Source organism: Mesoterricola sp. JemC181 (assembly GCF_055384585.1).
Window position 1 is genome coordinate 612,274 of the sequence record NZ_AP045076.1, and the last position, 13,589, is coordinate 625,862.

Annotated in this window: 14 protein-coding genes; 3 read left to right on the top strand and 11 right to left on the bottom strand. The window is 68.4% G+C overall.

From position 1 onward, the window contains the following. Nucleotides 1-27 precede the first annotated feature (27 nt). The 5 genes from ACZ5MC_RS02750 to ACZ5MC_RS02770 all read right to left on the bottom strand — a co-directional run bounded on the left by ACZ5MC_RS02750 (nt 28) and on the right by ACZ5MC_RS02770 (nt 4,470). Nucleotides 28-783 (bottom strand): class I SAM-dependent methyltransferase, encoded by a 756-nt coding sequence (locus ACZ5MC_RS02750; protein ID WP_464516992.1) that lies wholly within the window; start codon nt 781-783, stop codon nt 28-30. 203 nt (nt 784-986) lie between these two features. Continuing rightward, a complete protein-coding gene (rlmN, locus tag ACZ5MC_RS02755) occupies nt 987-2,075 on the bottom strand; it encodes a dual-specificity RNA methyltransferase RlmN (RefSeq protein ID WP_464516993.1) in 1,089 nt (362 codons plus the stop codon). Next, nucleotides 2,072-2,353, bottom strand: a complete 282-nt coding sequence (locus tag ACZ5MC_RS02760; RefSeq protein WP_306598751.1) for a hypothetical protein — start codon at nt 2,351-2,353, stop codon at nt 2,072-2,074. The genes rlmN and ACZ5MC_RS02760 overlap by 4 nt, the downstream gene beginning before the upstream one ends. 43 nt (nt 2,354-2,396) lie before the next feature. Continuing rightward, nucleotides 2,397-3,812, bottom strand: coding sequence for a mechanosensitive ion channel family protein (locus tag ACZ5MC_RS02765; RefSeq protein ID WP_306598753.1), 1,416 nt, complete (start codon nt 3,810-3,812; stop codon nt 2,397-2,399). 10 nt (nt 3,813-3,822) lie between these two features. Beyond that, nucleotides 3,823-4,470 carry a DedA family protein gene (locus ACZ5MC_RS02770; protein ID WP_306598754.1) on the bottom strand — a complete coding sequence of 216 codons (648 nt, stop codon included), beginning with the start codon at nt 4,468-4,470 and terminating at the stop codon, nt 3,823-3,825. A 45-nt stretch (nt 4,471-4,515) separates the two neighbouring features. Here ACZ5MC_RS02770 and smpB point away from each other — a divergent pair, with 45 nt between their 5' ends. Both smpB and ACZ5MC_RS02780 read left to right on the top strand, forming a co-directional pair. Further along, a complete protein-coding gene (gene smpB / locus ACZ5MC_RS02775; RefSeq protein WP_306598756.1) occupies nt 4,516-4,971 on the top strand; it encodes an SsrA-binding protein SmpB in 456 nt (151 codons plus the stop codon). Next, entirely contained in the window at nt 4,968-5,288 is a 321-nt protein-coding gene (locus ACZ5MC_RS02780; protein ID WP_464516994.1) for a putative signal transducing protein, read from the top strand. The genes smpB and ACZ5MC_RS02780 overlap by 4 nt, the downstream gene beginning before the upstream one ends. On the opposite strand, the gene ACZ5MC_RS02785 is transcribed toward ACZ5MC_RS02780, so the two are convergent. From ACZ5MC_RS02785 to uppS, 4 genes are read right to left on the bottom strand one after another with little or no spacing between them, the layout of a single operon-like run. Beyond that, nucleotides 5,285-6,409 (bottom strand): M50 family metallopeptidase, encoded by a 1,125-nt coding sequence (locus ACZ5MC_RS02785; RefSeq protein ID WP_306598759.1) that lies wholly within the window; start codon nt 6,407-6,409, stop codon nt 5,285-5,287. The genes ACZ5MC_RS02780 and ACZ5MC_RS02785 overlap by 4 nt on opposite strands. After that, nucleotides 6,406-7,575, bottom strand: coding sequence for a 1-deoxy-D-xylulose-5-phosphate reductoisomerase (dxr, locus tag ACZ5MC_RS02790; protein WP_464516995.1), 1,170 nt, complete (start codon nt 7,573-7,575; stop codon nt 6,406-6,408). Before dxr ends, ACZ5MC_RS02785 begins: the two co-directional genes overlap by 4 nt. 3 nt (nt 7,576-7,578) lie before the next feature. Further along, nucleotides 7,579-8,484 carry a phosphatidate cytidylyltransferase gene (locus ACZ5MC_RS02795; RefSeq protein ID WP_464516996.1) on the bottom strand — a complete coding sequence of 302 codons (906 nt, stop codon included), beginning with the start codon at nt 8,482-8,484 and terminating at the stop codon, nt 7,579-7,581. 11 nt (nt 8,485-8,495) lie between these two features. Beyond that, a complete protein-coding gene (uppS, locus tag ACZ5MC_RS02800) occupies nt 8,496-9,182 on the bottom strand; it encodes a polyprenyl diphosphate synthase (RefSeq protein ID WP_306598762.1) in 687 nt (228 codons plus the stop codon). A 329-nt stretch (nt 9,183-9,511) separates the two neighbouring features. Here uppS and ACZ5MC_RS02805 point away from each other — a divergent pair, with 329 nt between their 5' ends. Beyond that, nucleotides 9,512-11,869 carry a PAS domain S-box protein gene (locus ACZ5MC_RS02805; protein ID WP_464516997.1) on the top strand — a complete coding sequence of 786 codons (2,358 nt, stop codon included), beginning with the start codon at nt 9,512-9,514 and terminating at the stop codon, nt 11,867-11,869. Between the two features lie 4 nt (nt 11,870-11,873). On the opposite strand, the gene ACZ5MC_RS02810 is transcribed toward ACZ5MC_RS02805, so the two are convergent. Together ACZ5MC_RS02810 and ACZ5MC_RS02815 are read right to left on the bottom strand one after the other, a co-directional pair. Then, complete coding sequence (locus ACZ5MC_RS02810) at nt 11,874-13,001, bottom strand: D-alanyl-D-alanine carboxypeptidase/D-alanyl-D-alanine-endopeptidase (RefSeq protein WP_464516998.1); 1,128 nt, start codon at nt 12,999-13,001, stop codon at nt 11,874-11,876. Between the two features lie 5 nt (nt 13,002-13,006). Next, complete coding sequence (locus ACZ5MC_RS02815; protein WP_464516999.1) at nt 13,007-13,564, bottom strand: type II secretion system protein; 558 nt, start codon at nt 13,562-13,564, stop codon at nt 13,007-13,009. Nucleotides 13,565-13,589 lie beyond the last annotated feature (25 nt).

Genomic DNA, 13,589 nt, shown 5'->3' on the forward strand with positions numbered 1-13,589 from the left:
TACCGGAGGGGGGGGGTATGGCCAAGGTCAGGCCGCGGGCGCCGCCGTCCGCCGGTAGAAGATCACCTCCGACCCGAACCTCGGGCTCCAGCTCATCTTCCAGCGCTCCCGGCCCTCCACCTCGAACCAGGGGTTGGGCGGCAGGCCCTTCATGATCATCACGATCCCGCGGAGGTTCTTCGCGCGGGAGAGGCGCTCGGCCACGGTCTTCAGGAGCTCGTCCGAGTAGAACACCGAGTCCATGTAGACCACGGTGGCGTCCGCGTAGTCGGCCTGGGCCATGTCCTGCTCCCGGAGGTCCAGGGTCCTGCCCTGAAGGAGGCCCTGCTCCTCCATCCGCTTCCGGGCGGCCTTCCCGACCGCGACCCGGGAGGCCGCCAGCTCCACGCCCACGGCCCTGCGCAGCGGCGTGGTGAGGAGGGCCTGCATGAGGAAGTAGCCCCGGCCGCTGCCCAGGTCGTAGAGCACGTCGCCCTCGCCGACCCCCAGCCGCTTGAGCATGAGGTCCGTGGTGGCGGGCGCGGGCTCGCCGTAGATGTGGGCCTTGTCCTCCTTGAGGCCGGCCTCGCCGTGGGAGGCGTTCACCCTTTTGCGTTCCTCGTCCGGGGTCTCCCTGCGGAAATCGTCGATGGAACCGTTGGGAATCTGCTCGAAGATGTCGTCCAGGTGGGCCGTGGCCACCCGCCATGACATCACGGGGGCCGGGGTGGCGACCTGGGGCGCCCTGCAGCCGGACACGGCAAGCACCAGGAATGGAGCCAGGAGGAAGGGGCGCTTGATCATCATGGAATCCGACCCAATAAAATAATCATTGAATCAAGATGGTCTCCCCAACCCCTTTGTCAACCCCGCCTCTTCATGAAAGGGATGAATTTCTATCTTTTATCTTTTTACATCCCCGTCCATCCCCGTTCATCCCCGGCAAATTAAACGCTTAATTCGCCGGGGATGAACGGGGATGAACGGGGATAAAAAAGATAAATAAATCAAATATCTTCGTCATCCTTGGCCGCCTGCCTCACCAGCTGCCCGCAGGCCCCGGCCACGTCCTGGCCCCGGCTCCGCCGGACGCTGACCGTGATGCCCCGGCCCGCCAGGATTCCGCACAGTTCCACGATCCGTTCCTCCGTGGGCGGCTCGAAGCCCGAGCCCTCGTGGGGGTTGAACGGGATGAGGTTCACCTTGGACGGGAACCGCGCGGCGAAGGCCGCCAGCCGCGCCCCATCCTCCAGCGCGTCGGTGACGCCCTTCAGCAGGACGTATTCCAGCGTGATCCTCTCCCCGTGCTCCAGGGGGAAGGCGCCCAGGACGGCGGCCAGGGCCTCCAGGTTCCATGCCCGGTTCACGGGCATGATGCTGGAGCGGTAGGCGTCGGTGGTGGCGTTGAGGCTCAGCGCCAGGCGGGGCCTGGGCCTGAACCCGGCCAGGCGCTGGATGCCGGTGACCAGCCCGGAGGTGGACAGGGTGATGCGCCTGGGGGAGATGCCCAGGCCGGCGGGATCCGTGAGGAGGGCGAAGGCCGCCATGAGGTTGTCCAGGTTGTGCAGCGGCTCGCCCATGCCCATGAAGACCAGGTTCACCGCCTCGTCCGGGCCGTGGCCGTGGGCGTTGAGCATCGCCACCACCTGGCCGGCAATCTCGCCGGGGGTGAGGTTGCGCCTGATGCCCATGAGGCCCGTGGCGCAGAAGGTGCAGCCCATGGCGCAGCCCACCTGGCTGGAGAGGCACAGGGTGGTGCGCTTGCCGTAGGGCATGTGGACGCCCTCCACCTGGGCGCCGTCCTCCAGCAGGAAGGCGTGCTTGGTGGAGCCGTCCGCCGACGGCACGCTCTCGCTGACGGCGGGCCAGGAGAGAAGCACCTCGCGCTCCAGGCGGATGCGCAGGGCCTTGGAGAGGTTCGTGAACTGCTCCCAGGCGGTCCACCGCATGCGGTAGAGGCCGTGGTGCAGCTGGGCGGCCCGGAAGGAGCTCTCGCCCATGGAGGCCACCAGGGCCTTCAGGCGCAGGAGGTCCATGCCGGCGGCGTTGGGGCGGGGACCCGCGGCAAGTTCGGGGGCGGGCTCGTGGAAGGTCACATCGAGATCCGGAAGGTGCGCAGGAAGGCCTTGTCCGCTTCGCTCCACGCGCCTTCGTCGCCTTCGGGGGCGGGCAGGGTGAAGCCGGGGGCGGTGTCCTCGTCCTCCTCCTCCCGGCGGTGCAGGGCCACCGTGGCCTCCAGCACCAGGGCGATGTCGAAGCCCTTGTCCTGGATCGCCCGGGCCAGGGCCCGGGTCTCCTCGTCCTTGGCCAGGGCCTGGACCATGGCGGTGCCCAGGCGGTCCACGATCTCTCGAAGGTTCTCTGGGATCTTCATGGCCGCCTCCGCTTCCATAGTAATGCCTGCTGGAAGGGCAATGTCACAGACGGAACCAGTTCTTGATCTGGGCGAGCCACTCCTCGCGCCTGGAATCGGCCTTGGGGGCCTCGTTCATGCGCCTGGACCTGGACTCCATGAGATCCACCAGCCGTTCCACCACCTGGGGATTGCGCTGGACGCACTTCTCGAAGGCGGCCTTGGGCAGCTCCACCAGTTCGCAGGGGGACGTGGCCACCACCGTGGCGCTGCGCACGGCGCCGGTGAGCAGGGAGCCTTCCCCGAACCAGTCGCCGGGCCTCAGCTCGGCCAGCACGTCCCAGTAGAGGCCCGTGTAGGGGTCGGTGCGTTCGTCCACGCGCACCACCTGGAGCGAACCCTGCATGACCATGAAGAGCGATTCGCCCAGGTCCCCTGCCCGGATGACGCCCTCGCCCGGGGCGGCCCGGCGCAGGATCATGCTTTCCCGGAGTTCGCCGGCCCATTCCCCGGGCAGTCCGATCCGGTCCAGGATCTCGGGGACGGCCCCCTCCGGAAGGACGATGGGGACGGAGCGGGGGGTGGTGGCGCCGTGCGGCCCGAGGAGGGGCACGCCCCGGCGGTTCAGGATGGTCTGGGCCAGGCGCACGGCCAGGAAGTTGGCGGCCCGCCCGTGGCGCCAGCCCAGGGCCCACCAGCGCAGCTCCAGCACCACGCCGCCCATGTCGAAGCTGTGGGTGACCACCTCGGGCTTGCGGTGGGGGTAGTGGGGAATGCCGCCCAGGGCCTGTTCCAGGGCGGCCACGGTGTCGACCATGGGGCCGTGGGGCTCCACGGTCACCTTCAGGGTGCGGCGGTGGAGACCGGAGGGGGCGTAGAGGTTCGTGACCACGGCCTGGGCCAGGACGCGGTTGGGAAACACGGTGGTGTCGCCGTTCTCCGTGACGATCTGCACGGACCGCCAGGTCATGGTCTCCACCTGGCCGATGAACGTCTCCTGCCCCGAGGCGTTGCGCAGGTTGCCGGTGACTTCGATCCAGTCCCCGGGCCGGAAGGCCTCGTCCAGGTGGAGGGAGATGCCCGCGAAGAGGTTGCCCAGGGTCTCCTGGAGCGAGAGGCCCACGACGGCCGCCGCGATGGCGCCGGTGCCCAGGATGGCCCCCAGGTTCACGCCGCCGGCCTTGTGCAGCAGGAGCACCGCCGCCCCCACGTACAGCGCGAAGACCACCAGGTCCCGGGCGAACCCGGGCACCGCGGTCTCCCGGTTGCTAAGCAGGGGGTCCAGCAGGATGTAGGTGAAGATGCGGATCCCCAGGTAGGCGCCCACGATCCAGAAGAGGCTCCCCGCCGCCTGGATGAACCGGGGATGCGCGTGCTGGGTGCCCAGCACGTAGGCGCCCAGGCCCAGGGCCAGGAGCAGCAGGCCGAAGGCCGCGATCCTGCGGGTGGAACTCACGGCCGTGCGGAGGTCTCGGAACATGCCTAGGATATTAACGCTTCCGGAGGTGACTCCAAAGGAACCACACGATCCCCGCGAGGATCACGGCCCCGATGACCAGGTCGAACCGGTGGAACCAGACGCCCAGGGTGTCCCACTTCTCCCCCAGCTTGAAGCCCACCCAGGCCAGGCCCAGGCACCAGGGGAGGCTGCCGGCGAAGGTGTAGAGGTGGAACGTCCTGCGGTCCATCCTGGCGATGCCGGCGGGCAGGGCGATGAAGGTGCGGATCACCGGGAGCATGCGCCCGATGAGGATGGCCCAGCGGCCGAACTTCTCGAAGAACCGGTGGGCCTGGTCCAGGTGGTCGAGGTTGAGGAAGATGTACTTGCCGTACCGTTCCACCGCCTTGCGTCCGCCCCAGGCCCCCAGTTCGTAGGCGGGGATGGAGCCCAGGTTGCAGCCCAGGGCGCCGAAGACGCCCGCGATCCAGACCTGGGTCATCGGGCTGCCCGCCCCCAGGCCCAGGAAGGTCATCTGCCCCTTGAAGGCCAGGAACCCGGCGAAGGGCATGATCACCTCACTGGGGAGGGGGATGCAGGCGCTCTCGATGCCCATGAGCAGGGAGACCCCCATGGGGCCCATGGCCGCCATCATGGCGGTCATCCAGACGATGATCGGTGCAAGGATTTTATGAAGCAAAGGGGTCTCCTGAACCCTCTAGCCTAACCTGGATAGACTGGAATCATGACTGAAGACCTGGTCCGCAACCGGAAGGCCCTGCACGCTTTCCACATCGTCGACACCTGGGAGGCCGGCGTGGCCCTCCTGGGAACGGAAGTGAAATCGCTGCGCGGCGGCCACGGCCAGCTGCAGGACGCCTTCGTGGACATCACCGGGGGCGAGCTCTGGCTGAAGCAGGCCAACATAAGCCCTTATGAATTCGGGACCTACGCCAACCACGACCCCCTGCGGCCCCGCAAGCTGCTGCTGAACCGCGCCGAGATCGACAAGATCGTCTCCAGGGCCACCCGCAAGGGCTACACCGTGATCCCGCTGGCCATCTACCTCACGCCCAGGGGCAAGATCAAGGTCCGCATCGCCCTGGCAGAAGGCAAGACCCTGGGCGACAAGCGCGAGGCCCTGAAGGAGCGGGAGCAGAAGCGGGAAATGGACCGGGTGCGGAAAGGGGACAGGGAATGAAGGACGTTCATGAAGCGTTGAATCTCCGGGAGGCCAACATGGTGGCCACCTACCTGGAGGACCAGGGCATCCTCGCCGATGTGCGCGGGGGCGCCTACCAGGCCGTGGTGGGCGAGCTCAGCAACATCCGCGGCACGCTGCCCAGGGTCTGGGTCCTGGAGGACGGCGACGCGGAACGTGCGGCCCGGCTGGTGGCCACCTTCGTGGCCTCCCTGCGCGCCGCGCCCGAAGGCGAACCGTGGGTCTGCGTCTGCGGGGAGACGCTCGAACCCCAGTTCCAGTCCTGCTGGAAATGCCAGGCACCCAAGCCGGTCTAGTGTCTGAGCTTCCAGATGTCCTGGAAGATGATCAGGGCGAACAGGCACACGAAGAACAGGAACCCGCCCGTGAGGATCCGTTCCTTCACCAGGTTCGACAGGTCCTTCCCGCGGATCTTCTCGAAGATCAGCAGCGCCGCGTGGCCGCCGTCCAGGAAGGGGATGGGCAGGGCGTTGAGCACGGCGAGGTTCATGGAGATCAGGGCGATGAGGCCCATGAACTGCATGAGGCCGGCCTTCGCCGCCCTGCTGCCGGCCCGGACGATGGTGATGGGGCCGCCCACCTCCTTGAAGCTGACCTTGTGGGTGACGAGCTTGCCGAAGTTCCCCAGGATCTCCCAGCCGAGGCGGGCGCTGCCCACCACCGCGAAATAGGCGCCGGAGCCCAGGTCCCTGGCCTGCAGGGGGCGCTTGTCATAGACCCAGCTGGAGGGCTCGAAGGCCACGCCGATCTTGCCGGCTCCGCCGACGTCCTTGGGGGTCACGGTGAGGGTGCGGTTGATGCCCTCCCGCTCCACGGCCACCTCGATGGGCTGGCCGACCCGGGCCCGGATGTACGTGATGGCCTCCTCGTTGCTGCTGCCCGGGAATTTCAGCTCCCCGAAGCGGGTGATCTGGTCGCCGGCCTTCAGGCCGCCCTGGGCGCCGGGCATGTCCGAGCTCACGTCCACCACCAGGAGGGGGGAGGGAAGCGGGCGTGCGGCCGTGGTGCGGGCGTTGTTGACGCCCAGGAAGAAGAAGACCACCACCGTGATGAGGATGTTGGCCAGGATGCCGCCGGAGTAGAAGGCCAGGCGCTTCCAGGCGGGCTGGGCCAGGAAGCCGTGGGGGTCCTCGGCGTCGGGTTCCTCGGGGTTGTAGCCGGCCAGGCGAACGTAGCCGCCTAGCGGAAGGAGGGACAAACGGACGTCCGTCTCGTTCCAGGCGAACCCGGCCACCCGGGGGCCGAAGCCCAGGGAGAAGACCTCCACGGGCAGGCCCATCCACTTGGCGACCAGGAAGTGGCCCAGTTCGTGGAAGAAGATGAGGCCCACCAGGAGCACCACCGGTCCCCAGAAGCCGGCGCCGGGAATGAAGGAGACCAGGAGGAGGGCCGGTGCCGTATAGAGCAATCGCTTCATGGGTTTCCTTGGCGGGTGTGGTGAGAAATCCAGGTTCTGGCTTGGACCCGGGCCTGCCGGTCAATATCCATCACCTGATCCAAAGTATGGGCCGGTTCGGCCGGGATGGCGGCCAGGATGGCCCCGCAGCAGGCCTGGATCCGCCAGAAGCTGATCCGGCCGTCCAGGAAGGCGGCCACCGCTTCCTCATTGGCGGCATTGAGGATAGCGGGGGCGGTGCCGCCGGCCGCGAGGGCCTGGTAGGCCAGGGCGAGGCAGGGGAATCTGGTGAGGTCGGGGGGCTCGAAGGTCCAGGCGCGGGCGGCGTCCCAGTCGTAGGGCGGCACCGGACCGGGCAGGCGATCGGGATGCAGCAGGGCGTACTGGATGGGCAGCTTCATGTCGTTGGCGCACACCTGAAGCTGGTAGGTGCCGTCATGGAACCCCACCATGGCGTGCACCTGGCTCTGGGGGTGGATGGTCACCGCGATCTGGTCCGCGGTCAGGCCGAAGAGGTAGGCGGCTTCGATCACCTCCAGGCCCTTGTTCATCAGGGTGGCGGAATCGATGGTGATCTTGGGCCCCATCTTCCAGGTGGGATGGTTGAGGGCCTGCTCGATGGTGGCGTCGTGCACCCGCTGCAGGTCCCAGTCCCGGAAGGGGCCGCCGCTGGCGGTGATGCGCACCTCCCGCACGGCCCCGGGGGCGTGGCCGGCCAGGAGCTGGTGCAGGGCCGCATGCTCGGAATCCACGGGCAGCAGCTCGCCGCCGCCGGCTTCCAGCGCCTGGCGCATGAGGGCGCCGCCCACCACCAGGCTCTCCTTGTTGGCCACGCACACGCGCAGGCCGGCCCGCAGGGCGGCCTCGGCGCTGGCCAGGCCCGCGGCCCCCACCACGGCGGCCAGCAGGGTGTCGGCCCCGGATTCCAGGGCGCAGGCCCGGAGGCCGTCCATGCCGTGGAGGATGTCGGGCCGGTAGGAGAGCTGGCCGGCCAGCCACTGGGCGTCCTCCGGCCGGGAGAGGGAGACCAGCCGGGGCCGGAACCGCTCGCACTGGGCCAGGAGGAGGTCCCGGTTGCGGCCCGCGGCCAGGGCGGCGACCTCCAGGCGGTCCGGATGGGCCGCCACCACGTCCAGGGTGGAGGTTCCGATGGAGCCGGTGGATCCCAGGAGGGCGACCTTGCGCATGGGTCAGTTCAGTCCGTGGACGAAGTGGATGTAGGCGTAGAACACCGGCGCGGCGAAGGCCAGGCTGTCCAGCCGGTCCAGCATGCCGCCGTGGCCGGGGATGGAGATCCCGCCCATGTTGGAGTCCTTGGCGCCCGCGCTGCGCTTCCACATGCTCTCGACCAGGTCGCCCATGAGGCCGGCCACGCCCAGGAGGAGGCCGATGGCCAGCGCGTCCAGGGGCGTCCACTCGGTGCAGACGAAGGCCCGGATGAGGAAGGCCGCCAGGACGTTGCCCGCGAGGTTGCCGCCCACCCCTTCCCAGGTCTTCTTGGGGCTCACCCGGGGCGCCAGCTTGTGCCGGCCCAGGAGGCTGCCCACGAAGTAGGCGCAGGTGTCGCCGATCCAGGTGATGAGGAACAGGGCCAGAACGAGGCGCCCGCCGGTGTTGGACAGGGTCGTCTCGCTGAACATGAAGAGCTTCATCATGAACCCGGTGCCCAGGCCCAGGTAGACGGCTCCCATCCAGGTGATGGCCTGGCTGGGGAGGGCCTTTTCCAGGTCCCGGTCGAAAAGGAGGGCGCCGAAATGGATGACCAGGGCGGAACCCGTCAACACCAGCCACAGGGGCAGGGGGTCCGTGGGGTCCCGGCCCAGGAGGTAGAAGTGCAGGAGGAAGGCCCAGCCCGCCAGGGTGCCGGCGAGGAAGGAGGGGTTGAAGCCCATCTTCCGGCCCATGAGGGTGAACTCGTGCATGGCCATGAGCAGGGCCCCGGCCAGGAGGCCCAGGAACACGGCCTTGGCCCAGTACTGGGCACCCAGGTAGAGCAGGGTGAAGAAGAAGATCGCGAACACCAGGGCGGTGCCCACCCGGACGGCAAGGTTGCCCTTGTCGATGCCGGCGCGCTTGGGGGGTGGGGCAGGGGTCATGGGGACTCCGCTCAGATTCCGCCGAAGCGGCGCTCGCGCTGGGAATAGGCTTCGAGGGCTTCCCGGAGCTGGGGGCCCCTGAAATCGGGCCAGAGGCACTCGGTCATGTAGAACTCGGCGTAGGCGGCCTGCCAGAGCAGGAAGTTGGAGATGCGCAGCTCCCCGGAGGTGCGGATGAGCAGGTCCACGTCCGGCGCGCCGGCGGTCCACAGGCGGCTGGCCAGGGCCGCCTCGTCCATCTCCGCGGGCGGGACCCCGTCCTCGATGCACTTCCGGGCCGCGGTGGCCAGCTCCAGCCGGGAGCCGTAGTTCACGGCCAGGTGGAAGACCATCCCGGTGTGGCCGGCGGTCTGGAGCTCCAGGGTGCGCAGGTCCTTGAGGATCCCCTCGGGAAGCCCTTCCGGGGCCCCCAGGTGGTGGAACCGGATGCCCCGCTTCTTCAGCTTGGGCAGGAACATCCTGAGATACATCCGCAGGAGGGCCATGAGGACGGCCACCTCCTGGGCGGGGCGCTTCCAGTTCTCGGTGGAGAAGGCGTACAGGGTGAGGTGCCCGATGCCGGCGTCGGAGGCGGCGTCCAGGATGTCCTGGACCGCGCGCACGCCCTCCTTGTGGCCCTTGATGCGGGGCCAGCCCCGCTGGGCAGCCCAGCGGCCGTTGCCGTCCATTATGAGAGCGACGTGGCGGGGGATGCTCACTGGACCTCCCCCTCAAGGCCGCGGCCGAGCGGGCCCGGGTGGGAAGTCTCGCGTATCCGCGCAGCGGATACCGAGAAGATTAGAGCGACGTGGCGGGGGATGCTCACAGGGTCATCCGGGGAGCGGAAACGTGGATGTTCAAACCGGGCATCTCCAGGCGATTGACACGAAGGGCGGCCCGGGAGGGCACGCGGCAGACGGGTAAGGCGAATTCTAACATGGGCGGTCCCGCCCCAAGATTGAGCCGGCGACAAATTCGCTTCGCTTGTTGCGTTGGAATTACAGGGATACGGTAATCTAGAGCATTCCTTGGAAATGGGAAACCCCTGATGGTTCAATTCAACACGCGCGCGAACGAGATCCTGCTGAAGCTGGTCTACTACGGGCCGGGGCTTTCAGGCAAGACCACCAACCTCCAGGCGCTCCACGCCATGTGCTCCGAATCCAACCGGGGCGAGATGTTCTCCGTGAACACCCAGGAGGACCGGACGCTGTTCTTCGACCTGCTGCCCATCAACCTGGGCTACATCTACGGGAACGCCATCCACCTCCAGATCTACACGGTGCCGGGGCAGGTGCAGTACGACGCCAGCCGCCGGGTGGTGCTCGGCGGGTCGGACGGCGTGGTCTTCGTGGCCGATTCAAGCGAAGCCAAGATGCAGGAGAACGTCGATTCGCTCTCCAACCTCTACCACAACCTCAACGCGAACCGGCTCAACATCAAGCAGATCCCCTTCGTCCTCCAGTACAACAAGCGGGACCTGGACGACGCCATGCCCGTGGGGGTCATGAACCGCCGGCTCAACTTCCGGTCGGTGCCCTACTTCGAGTCCGTGGCCAACCGCGGGGACGGGGTGCTGGACACCTTCCTCTCCATCGCCCGGGAGACCGTGGGCACGACCTTCAAGAAATACCACCTGGACAAGAAGATCAAGGACTTCGAGGAGATGCTCAATCTCATCGATTCCAACATCAAGTCCAGCATGCACGAGCTGCCCAGGGCTTCCGAGCCGGTGGCGCCCCCGCAGGAATCCACCGTGCTCCGGCACAGCGGCGTCTCCATCACGGACCTGGCCCCCGGCAAGGTGGCCGATGCCCAGGACCTCCTGGAGGACGCCCTCACCTCCAACATGGAGACCGCCCGGCTCTACTCCGAATTGCGCACCGTGAAGGACGCCCTGGAGAAGAAGAACGAGGAGCTGCGCCAGATCTACGGGCAGCTCGAGCGCGCCAACCAGGACAACCTCAAGACCCGCCGCTACCTGGAGGGCCTGATCCAGAGCGTGGGCGAGGCCATCGTCTCCTTCAGCGCCGACGGCAGGATCCTCACGTGGAATTCCGCCGCCGAGCAGATCTTCGGGTACGCCCGGGCGGAGATCGTCGGACGCACCATGCAGCAGCTGGCCCCGGCCTCCCGCGCCGGCGAGCTGGAACAGGCCATCGCCCAGGTCGGGAAGGGCCAGCTCATCCGCGACGTGGCCACGGTGCGCCTGCGCAAGGACGGCACGGAGTTCCCCGCCCGGGTCACCTATGCCCCGATCCGCGGCAGCGACGACCGGGTGCTGGCCTACTCCGCCCTGATCCGGGACGAAGGGGAGCGCCAGGCCCTGGAGGCCCGGCTCAACGACGCGCAGGGCATGGCCGCCCTGGCCCGCATCCTGCCACCCATGCTCAACGAGGTCGCCAACCGGCTCAGCCCGATGGTGCTCCAGCGGGACCTGCTCCTGGAGGAGACCGATGCCGCCATGGCGCCGCGCCTGTCCAAGGTCCTGTCCGGAGTGGACCACGCGCAGCTGCTCCTGAAGCCGCTGTTCATGCTCTTCTCCCCCTCCTCGCCCCGGATGGACGACGCCAGCCTCAACGAGGTGGTGCAGGACTGCGCCCGGCGCGTGGAGGGAGAAGCCGCCGCGGCCGGCGTCTCGATGGAGCTGTCCCTCGACCCCGCCCTCCAGCGCACCTCGCTTGACGCCGGGATGGTGCGGGAAGCCGTCCTCTGCCTTCTCCGCACGGGGATCCGGGCCTCGGCCCGGTCCGCCGCCCGGCGCCTCCGGGTGGGCACCCGGCAGACGGCCACGGGCCAGCAACTGGTGGCGCAGGACACCGGACCGGCCCTTTCCGAAGCCGATTCGCGCAGGATCTTCGATCTGGCCCAGGCCACCGATGTGGACTCCCTGGGCATGTGCGTCGTCGCCTCGGTGGCGAAGGCCCACGGCGGAAAGGTCACCGTCCGCAGCCAGGAAGGACTCGGGAACGCATATCTGGTGGAGTTGTCCATGGTCCAAGCCCCGTCCCCGTCAGCCCCCGCGAACCTGGAGGGTGCCCGCATCCTCGTGGTGGACGACGAGCAGTTCCTCCTGGAATGCCTCGTGGACGCCATCGAGTCCTGGGGCTGCCAGGTCACTCCCTGCTCCCTGGCGGCCGAAGCCATCCAGAAGCTCCAGGGCGGCACCTACGACCTCATCGTCTCCGACATCCGCATGCCGGGCCTCAGCGGGATCCAGCTCTTCGAGTGGATCCAGGAGCACCAGGCCGGCATGGCCAGCCGGATCCTGTTCACCACCGGCGACTCCTTCGACCCCGAGACCCGGAGCTTCCTGGAGCAGGCCAAGCTCCCCCACCTGGGCAAGCCCTTCGACCTGAAGAAGCTCAGGCAGGCCATCTCGGACCTGAAGGCCTCGAACGGCTAGGAGCCTAGTCCGCCCACGCGCGTATCTGGTCCCACACGTCGGATTCCGCGCAGTCGCCGTTGAGGATGATGGCGAACACGTGCCCCTTGCCGTCCCGCGTCTGCAGGTAGCCGCACGCGCTCCAGACCCCGTTGAGGTGCCCGGTCTTGACCCGGATCCTCCGGGCCAGCGCGGCGTCCTTGATGTGGAGGCGGAAGGGCTCGCCGCCGATGATCTTGAGGGAGCCGACCATCTCGGGGCCCACCTCGAAGTCGTGCCACGCGGCCCGCAGGACGATGGCCAGGGTGCGCGCCGAAAGGCGGTTCTCCTTGCTCAGGCCCGAGCCGTCGGTGATGGCCACCTTGTCCGGGCCCAGGCCCAGCATGGTCGTATAGAAGGCCTGGATCTGCCTCACGCCCTGGGGCCAGGTGCCCCCGCCGAAGCGCTTGACCAGCATCTCGATCATGAAGTTGTTGGAGAACTTGTTGATGCCGCCCACGATGTCCCGCAGGGGCGGGGAGCGGAAGCCCAGGAGCTTGCGGGGTTCCCCGGCCTCGGCCGCGGCGCCCTCGATGACGATGCCGTCCTGCCTGAGGATCCGCGTGAGGGTGTCGGCGGCGTACCGCTCCGGCTCGGACACCATGTGCCCCCGGTCCCGGTTGAAGTTCACCGAGAGGGGCAGGACCGGCGGGGTGGTGTTGGCGGAGGTGTTCTCCCAACCGTTGCCGTAGTGCTGGTCGTCGAAGGCGGACTGGTCCAGCCGCACCCGGCCCTTCACGGCGGTGACCCCCCGGGCCTTCAGTTCCTCGGCCAGCAGCCAGATCCGCTCGGACGTGAGGAGCGGGTCCCCGGCGCCCTTGAAGACGAGGTCCCCCGCCACCGTCGAGCCCCGCAGATCCCCCCACACCTCAGTCTCGATCTCGTAGTCCGGCTTCCAGGTCTTGAGCAGGGCGTAGGTGGAGAGCACCTTCGTGGTGGAGGCCGGCACCAGGGCGCGGTCCGTCTCGTAGCCCTCCAGGAGCTTGCCGGTCTGCAGGTCCCAGAGGCCGGCGGAGGCCCGCACGGACCGGGCCTCCATGCGGCGGCCCCAGGCCGGGAGGTCGGCCGCCGCGGGCAGGGCCAGGAGGAGACAGGCGAGGATGGGCCGGATCATGCGCGCTACGGGTTGGTGCCGGTGTTCGCCGACCCCGGGGTATTGGGCGCGTCGGGCTTCTTGGTGGCATCGTTGGCGGCCCCCAGGACGCTGGCGGCCGCGGAGGCCCCCGGCACCCCGAGCAGGTTCCCGGCCGCGGAGAAGGCCCAGTCGCTCGTGAGGGTCTTGCCGTTGTAGATCCGGTAGCTGTTCTCCTGGACCTTCGTCTTCACCCCCACGATGGGCAGCCCCGTGGTGTCCCCGGAGGCCCCGGCCTGGACGGCGGTGATGAGGTCCCAGTCCCCTTCCCGGCTCATGGGGTCCTTGTAGACCCTGCGCACCACCGGGGGCCGCATCTTGCCCAGGTCCTCGAGGCTGAGGGGGTAGCCGCCGGTCTTGGCCCGGTAGGCGCGGATGCCCGCGGCCATGGCCTCGCCCCGGAAGATGAGCTCGGCCTCCTGGTCCCGCTGGACCTCGGCCTTGAGGGAGGGCAGGGCGGCGGTGAGGAGGATCCCCATGGCCACGATGATCGCCAGCAGCATGGCCAGGATGAAGCCCCGTTCCCTCGTGGTGTCGCGTGCCATCCGGACCTCCGGCCCCCAGCTTACC